The 15,595-nt window shown below is 38.5% G+C and carries 14 protein-coding genes and 1 pseudogene; 2 read left to right on the top strand and 13 right to left on the bottom strand.

Annotated elements, in window-relative coordinates; all coding sequences use genetic code 11:
• Positions 1 to 19: 19 nt before the first annotated feature.
• From ftsB to cysJ, 8 genes are all read right to left on the bottom strand, one after another.
• Positions 20 to 310 carry a cell division protein FtsB gene (gene ftsB / locus JEP40_RS05695; protein ID WP_072070183.1) on the bottom strand — a complete coding sequence of 97 codons (291 nt, stop codon included), beginning with the start codon at positions 308 to 310 and terminating at the stop codon, positions 20 to 22.
• Positions 311 to 641: 331 nt separating this feature from the next.
• The gene (gene cysC, locus JEP40_RS05690; RefSeq protein WP_198622805.1) at positions 642 to 1,247 is read right to left on the bottom strand and encodes an adenylyl-sulfate kinase; all 606 of its coding nucleotides are present in this window, start codon (positions 1,245 to 1,247) and stop codon (positions 642 to 644) included.
• Positions 1,248 to 1,249: 2 nt separating this feature from the next.
• Positions 1,250 to 2,701 carry a sulfate adenylyltransferase subunit CysN gene (gene cysN, locus JEP40_RS05685; protein WP_198622804.1) on the bottom strand — a complete coding sequence of 484 codons (1,452 nt, stop codon included), beginning with the start codon at positions 2,699 to 2,701 and terminating at the stop codon, positions 1,250 to 1,252.
• Between the two features lie 11 nt (positions 2,702 to 2,712).
• The gene (gene cysD, locus JEP40_RS05680; RefSeq protein ID WP_198622803.1) at positions 2,713 to 3,621 is read right to left on the bottom strand and encodes a sulfate adenylyltransferase subunit CysD; all 909 of its coding nucleotides are present in this window, start codon (positions 3,619 to 3,621) and stop codon (positions 2,713 to 2,715) included.
• 11 nt (positions 3,622 to 3,632) lie between these two features.
• A complete protein-coding gene (gene cysG / locus JEP40_RS05675) occupies positions 3,633 to 5,057 on the bottom strand; it encodes a siroheme synthase CysG (RefSeq protein ID WP_198622802.1) in 1,425 nt (474 codons plus the stop codon).
• Between the two features lie 209 nt (positions 5,058 to 5,266).
• Complete coding sequence (locus JEP40_RS05670) at positions 5,267 to 5,998, bottom strand: phosphoadenylyl-sulfate reductase (RefSeq protein ID WP_198622801.1); 732 nt, start codon at positions 5,996 to 5,998, stop codon at positions 5,267 to 5,269.
• Complete coding sequence (cysI, locus tag JEP40_RS05665; protein WP_198622800.1) at positions 5,995 to 7,725, bottom strand: assimilatory sulfite reductase (NADPH) hemoprotein subunit; 1,731 nt, start codon at positions 7,723 to 7,725, stop codon at positions 5,995 to 5,997. The genes JEP40_RS05670 and cysI overlap by 4 nt, the downstream gene beginning before the upstream one ends.
• Positions 7,726 to 9,537 carry an NADPH-dependent assimilatory sulfite reductase flavoprotein subunit gene (cysJ, locus tag JEP40_RS05660; protein WP_198622799.1) on the bottom strand — a complete coding sequence of 604 codons (1,812 nt, stop codon included), beginning with the start codon at positions 9,535 to 9,537 and terminating at the stop codon, positions 7,726 to 7,728. It abuts the gene before it with no gap.
• Positions 9,538 to 9,838: 301 nt separating this feature from the next.
• Here cysJ and queD point away from each other — a divergent pair, with 301 nt between their 5' ends.
• A complete protein-coding gene (gene queD, locus JEP40_RS05655; RefSeq protein WP_198622798.1) occupies positions 9,839 to 10,201 on the top strand; it encodes a 6-carboxytetrahydropterin synthase QueD in 363 nt (120 codons plus the stop codon).
• An 80-nt stretch (positions 10,202 to 10,281) separates the two neighbouring features.
• Here the strand turns inward: queD and queE are convergent, their stop codons facing one another.
• Positions 10,282 to 10,953: a 7-carboxy-7-deazaguanine synthase QueE gene (gene queE, locus JEP40_RS05650; protein WP_198622797.1), complete on the bottom strand. Its 672-nt coding sequence runs from the start codon at positions 10,951 to 10,953 to the stop codon at positions 10,282 to 10,284.
• Positions 10,954 to 11,119: 166 nt separating this feature from the next.
• Between queE and JEP40_RS05645 the strand changes: the two genes are divergently transcribed.
• Positions 11,120 to 12,487 carry an amino acid permease gene (locus tag JEP40_RS05645; protein WP_109409740.1) on the top strand — a complete coding sequence of 456 codons (1,368 nt, stop codon included), beginning with the start codon at positions 11,120 to 11,122 and terminating at the stop codon, positions 12,485 to 12,487.
• Between the two features lie 126 nt (positions 12,488 to 12,613).
• Here JEP40_RS05645 and JEP40_RS05640 read toward each other — a convergent pair.
• The 4 genes and pseudogenes from JEP40_RS05640 to JEP40_RS05625 form a co-directional block, all read right to left on the bottom strand.
• Positions 12,614 to 12,787, bottom strand: a pseudogene (locus tag JEP40_RS05640) (PLP-dependent transferase); the annotation flags it as partial.
• Between the two features lie 19 nt (positions 12,788 to 12,806).
• Positions 12,807 to 13,205 carry a hypothetical protein gene (locus JEP40_RS05635; protein ID WP_198622796.1) on the bottom strand — a complete coding sequence of 133 codons (399 nt, stop codon included), beginning with the start codon at positions 13,203 to 13,205 and terminating at the stop codon, positions 12,807 to 12,809.
• Positions 13,206 to 13,216: 11 nt separating this feature from the next.
• Complete coding sequence (locus tag JEP40_RS05630; RefSeq protein ID WP_198622795.1) at positions 13,217 to 14,410, bottom strand: NAD(P)/FAD-dependent oxidoreductase; 1,194 nt, start codon at positions 14,408 to 14,410, stop codon at positions 13,217 to 13,219.
• A 183-nt stretch (positions 14,411 to 14,593) separates the two neighbouring features.
• Entirely contained in the window at positions 14,594 to 15,379 is a 786-nt protein-coding gene (locus tag JEP40_RS05625) for an endonuclease/exonuclease/phosphatase family protein (protein WP_198622794.1), read from the bottom strand.
• Positions 15,380 to 15,595: the final 216 nt, after the last annotated feature.

Genomic DNA, 15,595 nt, shown 5'->3' with positions numbered 1-15,595 from the left:
ACACTATTAATTCAATAAATTAACGACGTGGTTGAGACTTATCATTCACAATACGGAAAAAGGTCTCATTAGGCTTAATCATCCCTAATTCACTACGAGCGCGCTCTTCTAACGCTTCTTGCCCGCCATTGAGGTCATCAATCTCTGCAAATAGACGATCATTACGCTCTTTTAACTGCGTATTTTGCGCCAATGCAGATTCAACTTCTTGACTTACTTTGTTGTAATCATGGATACCATTTTTACCTAACCACAATGAATATTGTAGCCAACCAAGTAAAATCAGAAGTAAGACTGTTAATTTCCCCATTACCACCCCCAAGATTAATGGGCTAATCATCCCACAACTCAACCACAGACGCCACAAAAGCGCTGGAATATATTACATTATTATTTGTATTCAGCTCACTATAAACGTGGGTCACTTTTGTTATATTCAGATTAAGGCTTAATTTTTTCTTATTAAGATAAGGCAAGATGGGTTTAATTGATCAATAAACTCGCTTTAGATGAAAAGCCTTAATGGCATTTTAAACTAGGGGATGATAAATACATTTCACACGAATAATACGTTTACTTCTCTACACATTCCTCCCTTTTATGAGGTGTTTGTGTAGAGATAATTGAATTTCACTTCACAATTAACGGCAAATTTGATTTTGCTGTAGGTAAATGAGAATTTGCTGAGTAAGTTTATTAATAGAGTGTGTGCCATCTAAATGTAATTCAGGATCAACAGGGCGTTCATAAGGTGAATCTATGCCTGAAAACTGTTTTATTTCACCACGCCTTGCCTTTTGATAAAGCCCTTTCGGATCACGTGCCTCGCAAATATGAAGTGGGGTATCGACAAAGATCTCAATAAATCGACCTTGCCCAAGACGGCGCCTAACTTGTTGCCTGTCTTCTTGATAAGGTGAGATAAATGCGGTTAAAACAATAAGCCCCGCATCTACCATCAATTTAGCCACTTCCCCCACACGGCGAATATTTTCATGCCGATCTGCTTCACTAAACCCAAGATCACGGCATAATCCATGACGTAAATTATCGCCATCTAATAAATAGGTATGAATTGGCGAATCTGAGTGTTGATAAAGTGCTTGCTCTAATGCATCAGCAAGCGTGGATTTACCCGACCCCGACAGTCCAGTAAACCAAAGCACACACCCTTTATGTGCCTGCTGTGATTCACGCTCGTTCAATCCAATTTTATGTGAATGCCAGACAATATCTTCGCTTATCATCTTTATTTTCCTCCAAGAAGATCCCTTGCTCCCCAATGAGGAAAATGACGACGGATAAGCTGATTAAGCTCGACTTCAAAAGCATCGTATTGTGTCGTAGTTTGTATAGGCGTATTACGAGTTTCTCGGATAAGCCCAGCCCCTACTGTGACATTGCTTAACCTATCAATAAAAATAAGTCCTCCCATATCGGCATTGGCTTGATAGTTATCTAGTACTAAGGGCTCTTCAAATGAGACTTCAACACTACCTATTGCATTTAAACTTAAGTTATCTGTGACTTGTTGAGTAAGTTTATTCACATCCACTTGATAATGAATATTCTCTATTTTTGCTCGACTCTTTTTGCCTGCAATTTTGATATCAAGTATGTGTCCTTGCACTAAGGGTTGATCTGACATCCATACCACATCTATCAATGCATGAGTGCTAATATTGGCAGTTGTATCACTACTATCAATAATAATATCGCCACGACTAATATCAATTTCATCAGCTAAAACAAGTGTAATAGCTTGTCCTGCACTCGCTTGTGTTAAATCACCATCAAAAGTAACAATACGTTTGATGGTAGAACGTTGCTCCGAAGGTAATACTTTGATTTGTTGTCCTTGGTAAAGAACACCAGAAGAGATCGTGCCACTGTATCCTCTAAAATCTAGATCAGGACGATTTACATATTGCACAGGAAAACGCAGTGATTGCGTAGATGAACCCAATTTAACTGGCGCATCTTCTAATAATGAAATCAACGTTTTCCCTTGATACCAAGGCATATTCAAAGAAGGTGAAACGACATTATCACCATCAAGCGCAGAGATAGGAACAAATTCAATGGTTAGATCTGTCGGAAGTTGATCGGCAAATTTGAGGTAATCTTGTTGGATCGAATTAAAAATAGCTTGTTGGTGATCTACCAGATCCATTTTGTTAATCGCCACAATCAGATGACGTATCCCCAGTAGTGTGCTGATAAAACTATGACGTCTCGTTTGCTCTTGTACACCTTTACGAGAATCGATCAGCAGAATAGAAAGCGTACTGGTTGATGCACCTGTCGCCATATTACGAGTATATTGCGCATGTCCCGGTGTGTCAGCAATAATAAACTTGCGTTTTGCCGTTGAAAAATAACGATAAGCAACATCAATGGTGATCCCTTGCTCCCTTTCCGCTGCTAATCCATCCACCAGCAAAGCGAGATCGAGCTTTTCACCTTGAGTACCTATTTTTTTACTTTCCGTTTGTAATGTAGAAAGCTGATCTTCGTAGATCTGCCTTGTATCATGAAGCAAACGCCCTATTAATGTGCTTTTACCATCATCAACATCACCACAGGTTAAAAATCGTAATAGCCCTTTGTTTTGTTGCATTTTAAGATAGCTTTCCACACCACCAAAATGTGCAATCTCGCCAGCAATAAGTTGATTTGTTTTCACGGCTGCAAGTCCCATATATCCTCCAATTAAAAGTAACCTTGACGTTTTTTCAGTTCCATTGAGGCGGACTGATCACTATCAATTAAACGTCCTTGTCGTTCACTGCTGGTGGAAATCAGCATTTCCTCAATAATGGCAGGTAATGTTTCTGCTTGTGAAGGAATCGCTCCGGTTAATGGCCAGCACCCTAAAGTTCTAAATCTCACTTGTTGCTGAGTAATAACTTCACCTGGTTTAAGATCAATTCTGTCGTCATCAACCATAATTAATGTGCCATCACGCTCAACAACAGGTCTATTTTTTGCAAAATAAAGAGGAACAATATCGATACTTTCTAAATAGATATATTGCCAAATATCGAGTTCAGTCCAGTTAGATAATGGAAATACTCGGATACTTTCACCTTTATTAATTTGACCGTTATAGTTTTTCCATAATTCAGGTCTTTGGTTTTTAGGATCCCAACGATGAGATCTGTCTCTAAATGAATAAATACGTTCTTTGGCTCGTGATTTTTCTTCATCACGACGAGCGCCACCAAATGCCGCATCAAAACCATATTTGTCTAAGGCTTGCTTTAATCCTTCTGTTTTCATGATATCCGTATGTTTTGCACTACCATGAATAAACGGATTAATTCCAAGCTCTGCACCTTGTGGATTGCGATAAACCTTAAGATCAAACCCATATTCTTTAGCTGTTTTATCTCGAAAATCATACATTTCTCGAAATTTCCAGCCAGTATCAACATGTAACAAAGGAAAAGGTAATTTAGCGGGATAAAACGCCTTGCGTGCTAAATGCAACATCACCGAGGAATCTTTGCCTATTGAATAAAGCATGACGGGATTTGCAAATTCAGCGACAACTTCACGCAGGATATAAATACTTTCTGCTTCTAATTGCTGAAGATGCGTTAACTGTGTTTCATTCATAACAACCTCGTTTAGGCAAAATGCACCAAAGGTGAGTGGTGCGAAGGTAAAGAAGAATAAGCATGTCTATCGCCAAACCACGCAAGTTGATGGTGCAATGCAGCCACCTCTCCCACAATCAATAGAGCCGGAGTGGGTGCTTTTTCTGCCAATTGCGCTAACTGCGTTAGATTACCCGTGAAAACTTGCTGATCATGGCGTGTGCCACAACTGATAACCGCGATAGGTGTTAATGGAGAGCGCCCGAGTTTGATTAAACGCTGACTAATCAGTTCTGCTTTTGCCACTCCCATATAAATGGCGAGGGTGTGATTAGCTTGTGCTAATGATCCCCAATCTGGCTCAATACCATCAGCTTTACAGTGACCCGTCATAAAAGTGACACTTTGTGCATATTGTCGATGAGTTAATGGGATCCCGGCATAAGCACTTGCTCCGCTGGCAGCTGTGACTCCCGGTACAACCTGAAATGAAATCCCATGTGCGATAGCAATTTCAATTTCTTCACCACCACGTCCAAAAATAAAGGGATCCCCCCCTTTTAACCGAACAACTCGTTTACCTAATTGCACATATTTCACAATCAGTGCATTTGTTTCCTCTTGAGAAACACTGTGATGTCCAGCTCTTTTGCCCACACAAATAGTGTCAGCATCGCGTCGTACAAGCTCTAAAACTTCTGGACTCACTAAACTGTCATAAAGGACGACTTCAGCTTGTTGGATAACCTGTAAACCGCGCAATGTTAATAAACCTGCATCACCTGGGCCTGCTCCAACTAATGCGAGTTCACCTTGTTCGCTCTCTTTTTGTTTTAGTTGTTGTTCCAGTTGGGCTTCTGCTTGAACCAATTGATCATTCGCCACTAAAGTGGCAAATTTACCCCCGAAGGCTTGCTCCCAAAAACGACAACGCGCTTGAAAAGTATCTAAGTGTTGTTTCACTTTATGGCGCCATTTTCCTGCTATTGTCGCCATTGTGCCTAATGAACTTGGCAATAATGCCTCTAATTTCTCACGTATCATACGAACTAAAACAGGTGCTTTTCCCGCAGAAGAAATCGCAATCAAAATAGGGTTTCTGTCAATAATGGCAGGAAAGATAAATGAGCATTGAGGTTGTGAATCCACGACATTGACAAAAATATGTTTAGCTTGTGCATCAAGATAAACTTGCTGATTAAGCACACTGTCATCCGTAGCCACAATAACTAGCATCATTCCTGATAAATGTTCAGATTGATATTTTGCTGACACCCATTCGATTTTATCTTGCTGATAAGCGAGATGTAATTCATCACATAATTGAGGTGCAATCACTCTTAAGCGAGCACCAGCTTTTAATAACAGCAAAGCTTTACGCGCAGCGACATGACCCCCCCCCACCAATAACACAGGGCGTTCTTTTAATTCCACGAATAAGGGTAGGTAATCCATACGCGTATCTCACCTTCATTGTTCACTTTATGAGTAATGACTATAAAAGGTGCTTTAGGGCTTATGAAATGACAAAAAGCTATGTGATGGAACAGAAAGGAATAAGGGAAAATAAAATAATTTCAATGAGTTAGTTTTTTTTAAAAACGAAAAATAGAGCAATAGATTGAACTATTACCCTAATTATTTTTTATTGATAAATAATGGCGTTATTCGTGTAACCCACACTCACGTTTTAAACCAAAAAAACGCGTTTCTTCTTCACTCATACCGTCTTCCCATTTTCGGGTTGTATGAGTGTCACCCACAGAGAGATAACCTTGCTCCCATAAGGGGTGATAAGGTAAATCATTTTCTTTAAGGTATTGATGAACTTGTTTATTATCCCAATCTACTATCGGCAAAAACTTAAAGATCCCTTTTGCAATGGAAAGCACTGGCAAATGCTCACGACTTTTAGATTGTTGTCGGCGAAGACCTGCAAACCATGTTTGAGCCTGTAGTGTTTTTAATGCTCTCTCCATCGGCTCAACTTTATTAATATCATTATATCGCTCAATACCGTCTATGCCATTTAACCAAAGTTTACCGTAGCGAGCTTCTTGCCAAGATGAAGATAATTCAGCTCGATACACCTTTAAATTAAGTTGTAACTGTTGAGTCAATGTATCAATAAACTGATAAGTCTCAGGAAACAAATAACCTGTATCTGTCAAAATCACAGGAATATCAGGATATTGCTTTGTAATCAAATGCAAACAGACTGCGGACTGAATACCAAAACTAGAGCTTAATACATAAGCTTTAGGCAAATGTGCTAAAGCCCAAGTAATACGTTCAATAGCGCTGAATTGCTCAAGTTGTTGATTAATTTCAGCTAATGTTTTTTGTTGTTCTTTTACTGATAATAACCTTAGTTGATCAAGCTGAAATATATTCATACCGCCTCCTGTACTTCATAAAAATCCACGGCAGAATTGAGTACAGGTTTAACAACATCCGTACGAATAAGGAAATCACCAAATCCTTCATTGTTATGGCGAGAATTGGCCCATTCACCAATTAATGAATCAAGTATTGTTATAATTTCTTGCGAGGTAATATTTTCACGATACATTCTAGGAATGCGTGTACCTATGCGATTTCCGCCTAAATGTAAGTTATAACGATCGGGGGCTTTTCCCACCAGCCCAACTTCTGCCAACATAGCGCGACCACAGCCATTCGGGCATCCTGTCACACGAACAACAATATACTCATCATTCACACCATGTTTTGTCATCAAACGATCAAGTGTATCGGTGAATGAAGGTAAAAAACGCTCAGCTTCAGCCATCGCTAATGGGCAAGTTGGAAAAGAGACACAGGCCATTGCATGTTCGCGCAGAGGGGTTACCTTGCTATCAATCAATCCATATTGGCGAGCAATAGCTTCAATACTTGCTTTCTCATTTTCAGGTACACCCGCCACAATTAAATTTTGATTAGCTGTAAGACGAAAATCACCTTGATGAATTTTAGCTATTTCAGCGACACCTGTTTTTAACTGAGCATCAGGTTTATCAATTAATCGACCACTTTCAATAAATAAAGTAAGATGCCATTTATCATCAACACCTTTTAGCCAACCAATTTTATCGCCCCTATGTGTAAATTCATAAGGTCGAATAATATCAAAAATCACACCTGAACGACGTTCAACTTCCTGCTTAAATGTTTCTATTCCAACACGTTCTAATGTGTATTTTGTTTTTGCATTTTTACGTTCAGTACGGTTTCCCCAATCACGCTGAGTCGTCACAATCGCTTCAGCAATTGCTAAGGTTTTTTCGATAGGGATATAACCAAATTCACTGGCTAAGCGAGGAAAGGTATTCTTATCACCATGAGTCATCGCAAGACCGCCACCCACGAGCACATTAAAACCAACAAGACGTCCATTTTCAGCAATTGCAATAAAATTCATATCATTTGCATGAAGATCAACATCATTATGAGGCGGGATCACCACTGAGGTTTTAAATTTTCGAGGTAAATAGGTTTCGCCTAATATAGGCTCTTCATCAGTCGTCGCTACTTTTTCTTTATCTAACCAAATTTCAGCATATGCATGAGTACGTGGTAATAAATGCTCTGATATTTTTTTTGCCCACTCATACGCTTCTTGATGCAATGAAGATTGCACAGGGTTTGAAGTACATAAGACATTACGATTAACATCATTCGCAGTTGCTAGAGAATCAAGTCCTGTGGCGGCTAACATTTGATGGGCAGGTTTTACATTGCCCTTTAAAATGCCATGAAATTGAAAAGTTTGGCGGTTAGTAATTCGAATACTGCCGTAAAGTGTATTTTCTGTCGCAAACTGATCAATGCTAAGCCACTGTTTAGGTGAGATAATACCACCAGGTAAACGACAACGTAACATCATCGCATGACGAGGCTCTAACATTTGCTGAGCTCGTTCAGCACGAATATCTCTATCATCTTGTTGATACATGCCATGAAAGCGGATCAATAGAAAGTTATCGCCTTCAAACCCACCCGTTAAACCATTTTGTAAGTCTTCTGTAATAGTGCCACGTAAAAAATGACTCTCTTTTTTCATGCGTTCACTATCAGCCAGTTTCCCTTCAACCACTAAGGGCGCTTGAGTATGTAATTTCATTTAATAGACATCCCTCTGATAACGCCGTTCTAGACGTAACTCACTTAAATATTCATCTGCTTCTTCACTATTTTTATTGCCATACTCCATCACAATATCTAACAACGCTTGCTCAACATCTTTTGCCATATGTGATGCATCACCACAGACATAAAGATAAGCGCCTTGTTGTAACCATTGCCAAATCTCACTACCACGTTCACGTAATTTATCTTGTACATAAATTTTATGTGCTTGATCTCGTGACCATGCTAAATCGATATGGGTTAACAGACCGCTTTTGACATAACGTTGCCATTCCACTTGATAGAGAAAATCTTCAACAAAATGAGGATTACCGAAAAATAACCAGTTTTTACCTGTTGCACCGTCATTTTCGCGCTGTTGCATAAAGGCTCTAAAAGGTGCAATACCTGTACCTGGGCCAATCATGATCACGGGTGCATCGTTATTGCTTGGTAAACGAAAATGTTCATTTTTTTCAATAAAAACATTGACGGTATCGCCTTCTTTCAAGCTATCCGCTAAAAAGCCAGAGGCACCACCAGTATACGCACGCGAGTTTACGTCATAACGCACAACACCTAATGTAAGGTGTACTTCCTCTTCCACTTCCTGTTGTGATGAAGCGATAGAATAAAGGCGTGGTGTTAATGGACGTAAAATATCCACAAAGTCTTGTGCCGTTGGTTGAGCACAATATTGGCGTACCATCTCATTGATAGGATGTTTTTGTGCATATTGCTGAAGCTTTGTTTTATCAGCAATGAGTGACAATAAATCTTCATGGCGTGTAAGTTGTGCATAGGCTTTGACGATAGGCGAGCTATTTTGAGTCAATTCACAATGATGTAATAAGGCTTCTTTTAAGGTGAATGTTTGAGATTTTAACGTGACAGGTTCGTCACCTTTTAGCCACAATAACGCAATGAGTTCATCGACTTTTTCAGGCGAGTTATTAAACCAAACGCCCAGCGCATCACCGGGTTGATATTGCAAATCAGAACCTTCAAGGCTGATTTCAATATGGCGAATATCTCTATCTGAATTTCGACCTGTGATTTTTTGATTAGTCAGTAATGTGGCAGTAAAAGGCGCATCACGATGATAAATAGAAGTTTCTATCGTATCCGTCGTACCTGACTGCGTTTGCTGTAATACTTTTGTACTCTGTGCAGGTACTTTTGCTTTTAAGATCTCCGTAAGCTGTTGTATCCATTCATCCGCAATAGACTGATATTCAACATCAGCATCAACTCTAGGTAATAAGCGCATTGCACCCAGTTGGGCAATTCTTTCATCAAAGTCTTTGCCTGCTTTGCAGAAATGTTCGTAAGAGGTATCGCCTAAACTGAATACCGCATAAGACGTTTCCTTCATTTCAGATGCTTTTTTAGAGTGCAGGTATTTATAGAAAGCAATCGCTTCTTCTGGAGGCTCACCCTCACCTTGTGTAGATGCAATAATAATTAAGGTTGTCGCTTTATGGATCTGCTTAAATTTATATTCACTGGCAGAGTACAACTCAACATTCAATTTATGAGTAACTAGGTTATCTCGTAATTGTTCTGCCAGATGGCGGGCATTACCCGTCTGAGAGGCAGAGATTAATGTAATTGTCTCTTGTTCAGGAACTTGTGGTGAAACAACCGCTGTAGGCACGGGTACGGCAGCATGATCCAATTGCCCCCATAAATACCCTGATAACCACGCCATTTGCGCTGTTGAGAGATCTTTTGTTGCGTCCTGTAATTTATTCAATTGCTCCGGTGTTAATGGAAGCATTGATAATAATGGGGGTTTATTGCTCATTTATCCTGCCTTAAAAAAGCGAAGCACTTATCTGTGCTTTATTGTTCTTTAATAATATTTCTAATATTGTGAGGGTATCTCACGACTAGAAGATGAATTAAAGACCTGTTGGCTCTATCTAATAACCTTAAATGCTAAATTTATTTATCGGTTTCCTTTACCAATATAATTAATAAGCAAAAAGGAACATAACAAGTCATTAAGATTAAGGGAGATTAGGCGTGATACGCTAAATCAGCTACACTGGTAGACTTCGTTCTATTTGTGTCTTTTTTTTACTAATTAAGTCAAGAGAGTTTTGATGACAACCACCATCTTTAAAGATTTTCAGTTTGAAGCCGCCCACCATTTACCGCATGTTCCTGAAGGCCACAAATGCGGACGCCTGCACGGACACTCCTTTTTGGTTCGATTAGAGCTAACAGGTGAAGTTGATACGCAGTCAGGTTGGCTTATTGATTTTGCTGATGTTAAAGCCGCATTTAAACCCACTCTTGAGCGTCTTGATCACTACTATCTTAATGAAATTGAAGGCCTTGAAAATCCGACCAGCGAAGTGCTCGCAAAATGGATTTGGCAGCAAGTAAAACCGGTATTACCATTATTATCTGCGGTAATGGTGAAAGAGACGTGTACAGCAGGATGTATTTATCGCGGTGAATAGATCTGTATTAATATTAACCCGTTATCACCTAAAAGAAAATCAGCCTTTTATTGGCTGATTTTTTTCATATTAAAATCTGATCACGCAATATTTAAATATTTATGCGTTTGCATTGAGAAACGCCAATTACGTTCAATACAAGTTTTAATACACAATGCCGTTGCACTCTCTTTACAACTAATAGGTTGTAAGGCAACAACAGGTGCAGGGTGTTCTGTGCGTAATGTCAGCAAGTCATCCAACGCTTCAATATCTTTTTCACGCCCAACTGGATGTTTTATCTCATTAGCTCGATTGATTGCACTGGGTAATACCGTAAATCCCCCTTTCATACCTACTTTTGGGGAAAGTGTCACCCATGTCTTCTCACTACATAAAATATCGTGAGTACCACTGGTTTCTATTTGGCAGGCAAAACCTGCTTGCTCAAATCCTTCGGTTAAAGGACGTAAATCATATAAGCAAGGTTCGCCTCCCGTAATAACCACGTGTTTTGCACTATAACCTTGCTGTTGGAAAAGTGATAAAATCTGAGTAACGCTGGCTTCGCCCCAAGTATCACTTTCTTGCGTTTTAATAGGAATATCGCCAAGAGGAACTTTTTTTTCGTCTTCTTTTTCCCAAGTATGTTTGGTATCACACCAACTACAACCTACAGGACAACCCTGTAATCGAACAAAAAGCGCAGGAACGCCAGTAAAAACACCTTCACCCTGTAAGGTTTGAAACACTTCATTAATGGGGTATTGCATAAGAAACTCTGATATCCAATGAATGCTGATGATTATTACAGATAACTATCTCACCGTAAGAGGCTTTATGATAAGGTACATGGTTTGTTTTGAATAGCTAACGTGCGAGAAGACACTGAAAAAGAGGATAGAGTTCCTCCGTTGGACAGAGATGGGAATACTTTAGATGCAAAAAGAGAATCAACTTTCACGAGGATTATCAGGGCGGCACATTCGTTTCATGGCGCTAGGCTCTGCGATCGGGACAGGTCTATTTTATGGCTCAGCTGCAGCCATTGAAAAAGCAGGTCCAGCAGTATTATTGGCTTACCTTATCGGTGGTGCCGCGGTATTCATGGTTATGCGCGCATTAGGGGAAATGGCCGTTCATCATCCTGTTGCGGGCTCTTTCTCACAATATGCTAGCCATTACATGGGACCTTTAGCAGGCTTCTTAACCGGCTGGAACTACGTTTTTGAAATGCTGATCGTTTGTTTAGCTGATGTCACAGCATTCGGTTTTTATATGAAACTTTGGTTCCCAGATGTCGATCAATGGATATGGGTATTAGGCATAGTTTGCTTTATTGGTGCCTTAAACCTTTGCCATGTGAAGATATTTGGTGAAATGGAGTTTTGGCTTTCTATTGTTAAAGTCACCGCTATTATCGCAATGATCATTGGTGGTGTTGTTATTATGATGTATGGCTTTGGCCAACAAACTGAACATCCTATTGGTATTTCTAATTTATGGGAGTTTGGTGGTTTTATGCCAAATGGTATTGAGGGGGTTATCGCCTCGCTTGCCATTGTTATGTTTGCGTTTGGTGGGATTGAAGTGATTGGTATTACTGCCAGTGAAGCTAAAGATCCTGAAAAAACCATTCCTAAAGCTATCAATGCCGTACCATTTCGTATCTTATTATTCTATGTTCTGACGATTTTTATTTTAATGTGTATTTTCCCTTGGCAACAAATCGGCCATAACGGTAGCCCATTTGTACAGATTTTCTCAAATCTAGGGATCAATTCAGCGGCAAATATCTTAAACCTTGTGGTTATCACAGCCGCAATTTCCGCAATTAATAGTGATATCTTTGGGGCTGGTCGTATGATGTATGGTATGGCTCAAGAAGGACAAGCACCTAAATCCTTTATGAAGCTTACCCGTAATGGCGTGCCTTGGATGACAGTACTAGTGATGTCTGTGGTATTGTTACTTGGTGTAGTGCTTAATTACCTTATCCCAGAGCAAATCTTTGTTTTAATTGCCTCTATTGCGACATTTGCAACAGTTTGGGTTTGGTTAATGATTTTACTTTCTCAAGTCGCCATGCGTCGTAAGATGAGCGCAGAAGAAGTAAAAACACTTAAATTCCCAGTACCACTATGGCCTGTGGCACCAGCGCTGACTATCGTCTTTATGGCATTTGTTATCGCAATCTTAGGTTATTTTGAATCAACTAGAATGGCATTGATTGTGGGTATGGTCTGGGTAGCGATTTTAACTATCGGCTACTATGTGGGCATCAAACCAAGAATGAACCAGAAATAAATCATATTTCTAAATTAATCAATATTGAGTTAGACAATAAAGGCTGTGGTTAATTTCACAGCCTTTTTTATCATATAATTATGTCAAAGGTTTTTCTAATAAATCTAATATGGGATTAGAAATCTATAAATAAAAATATCCTTTTTGCCGCCCTGCAAAACAATCAGCTCCATATTGAGCCGTCGGAAAAACAAAAGTAGACGTTTGAAAAATAGGAGGCACTAATGCCCCCTGAGAATCTAACGGAGAATAACCATAATGTATTGCTTGAGTATTAAAATGTTTATTACCTTGCGTCATTACATCTACTAATTATTAATTAGTTTTCTATTCGCTGGTTATTTTCCCCGATAATTTGAACTGTTCTTAGAATAATAGAGATCCCTTTAAGCGTATCAGGATTTCTTAATAACGCAAAAGTTGATCCTAAAGTATATTTTTTATCTTGATAAATAGATTCTTTCTTTGCCATATTATAAGCAGCACTTAACTCCCATACTGGAATTAATGTTTCTTCAAATGCGACAGAAAGTTTTTCAACAGTTGCGTTATCCATAATATCTATTGAATCTGATATTAAAGATAATAAATCGACGATATTATCAAACCGCTTTAGTGCTAATAATGGTCTTGCTTTTTCTAATAGATGTTGAAGGTGTAATTTATCTTCATCCGTTAACAGTTGAATATCTTCTGGGCTTAAATTATTTTCACTCATTATTGTATCCCCTATAATAATCCTCTAACTGTTGCCCAATATAAACCCCTGTTATAACTATTACGCAATAATCCCCCTAATTTTGTTGGCGGTGTAGGTATTACGTCGTGTTTATAGTCATATTGTAATGGCATTCCTGCTGATAGCCCCATTTGTGCAACGGCTTGTACTCGACCATCGTAAATGGCGGCAGGATAGCCATAGCGAAGTTCACCACAGATATTATTAGCAATCACACCCGCTTGGTTATGACAGCTACCACCGGCTTTGCTGATTGGTAAATCAACGGTGTCACCAAGAACATAAACTTGGTTTAATCCATAAACTTGTAATGTTTCAGGATCTGTCGGTAACCAACCTTCACCATTATTATGTTCACTTAAACCCGTGTTACGTATAGCTTCAACCGCAGTAATTGGTGGAGTGCTCATCAGAATATCAAACGGCTCTGCTTCACCCTCTTTTGAGTAAGCTATCTTCTTATCTGGATCAACATGGCTTAATGTAAATCCACGTTTAGCTTTAATATCTCGCTCTGAAAATACCGCAGGAAGGACTTCACAAACCTCTTGTTGCATAAACAAACAGTTTCTTAGAAGTTGAGCAACCGTAGGATAAGTATAGACAATTTCAATATTGTTTCTTACTCGACGTTGACGTAATAGTTCATCAAGCATCAAGGTTGTTTCCATTGGAGCAATACCACATTGATGAGGCACATTCGGCGTTTCAGGGAAACTCACTGTAATAAATACACGCCCTTTTTCAATTGTCGCAAGTTTATCAGCGAGTGCTCTTGCTGCTTCATATTGATAAAAATGACTTCCTGCTTCTTTTAAACCTTCAATTCTATGAGGGCTAGGAACACAACCCGTTGCTAAAACTAAAAAATCATAATTATATTTTTTCTTGGACTCGCAATAAATAATTTTATTGTTAAAGTCAAAGCGCTCCGCTTTATCTATAATAAGTTCAATTTCAGGTCTTAATAAACTTCTTTCTGATCGCATTAACTCTTCTTTTAAAAAAAGATTAAATGCAATATACATAAATGCAGGTTTGTAATAATGATGAGGATTATCAGAAATAAGTGTTATTTTAATTTTATTTGAAAAGATTTCATCATTTAACTTTTTAGCCAGGATATTAGCAAGAATAGTTCCGCCGGTACCACCGCCAATAATAACTATATTTTTTGTTGGCATTTTATTTCCTATATCTAGTGATATTAGATAGACAAAAAAAGTATAGTAAAAGGCATTAATATAACAAATAGATTAAATAGATAGATAAACTATCTTTAAAATCATTATTCTAATTGATGGTAGGTATAATCATATTAAATTTAAATATTTAAATTTAATATTAACTATCGTTATTATCACCCACTAATAAAATGTTGCAATTAAAGGGTGATGATCTGAGGCATCAGTGATCAGCACTTCAGCATTATTTAGTGATAACCCGCGATAGAAAATATAATCTAATGGTTTACCAAATGCTTTGGTACGCCAATCATTATCAAAAATAACCTCTTTAAGTCTTAATCTTCTCGCAAAACGCTTTAATACATTCACTCTAGGGCGGCTCCATGCATTAAAATCACCCGCAAGAATAATGGGGCCTTTATGGTGCATGATATGAACAGATAAGTTACTTAATTGACGCTGATACACATCAACACCAAAACTAAAATTAATCGCATGCACATTAATCACCATCAGATGATCACCCGTGATCAGCGGATATACCGTAATTAATGCTGATTTTGATAAACGTAGAAAAGGTTCTTTTTCTCTTAAAGGACAACAATAGATAGGATGAGAACTTGATAAAGTCATTACCCCCGCAGGATGTTGCTGAAAAGCTAAGGCGGGAACTTGATCTGCAATTAAATGATGGGTTCCTGCAAAACGAACAAGCTCTGGCGTAGTTTGAGCCTCTTGCAATAAAAGTAAATGCGTATCTGTTGATAAAATTTCTAACATATTACGCCAATTGGGTCGTTGCTGTTTATAGATATTCCAAACCGCAATTTTTAGCGTACCTTCTGTATAAAGAGGCATTCCAATAGGTAATGTACCCTTTCTTTCACTTAAAGGCGGGCTTGGTTCAATCCTTTCTACAGGTTGACCTGCCACAAAACGTACTGAATAAGTCGGTTTCTTCGCCATTAACAACCCCAGATAAGCAGCAAGATTTCTTGCTATAACTTAAGTATACCAAAGCCTAGCGCTACCCTCATCTTTTAAAAGGACACTATAATCAACAAAAGTAATTATTTTTATATAAAGCAGTTACTTTTACTTAATTTTAGAGATTTAATGTATTTTTATTCTTAAATTTTTAAGCAAAAAAAAACCTAAGTCGTTAGACTTAGGTTTCTTAAT

It is taken from the genome of Proteus vulgaris, assembly GCF_016239305.1.
Taxonomy (GTDB): Bacteria; Pseudomonadota; Gammaproteobacteria; order Enterobacterales; family Enterobacteriaceae; genus Proteus; species Proteus vulgaris_C.
This window is presented reverse-complemented; position numbering and strand designations above follow the sequence as displayed.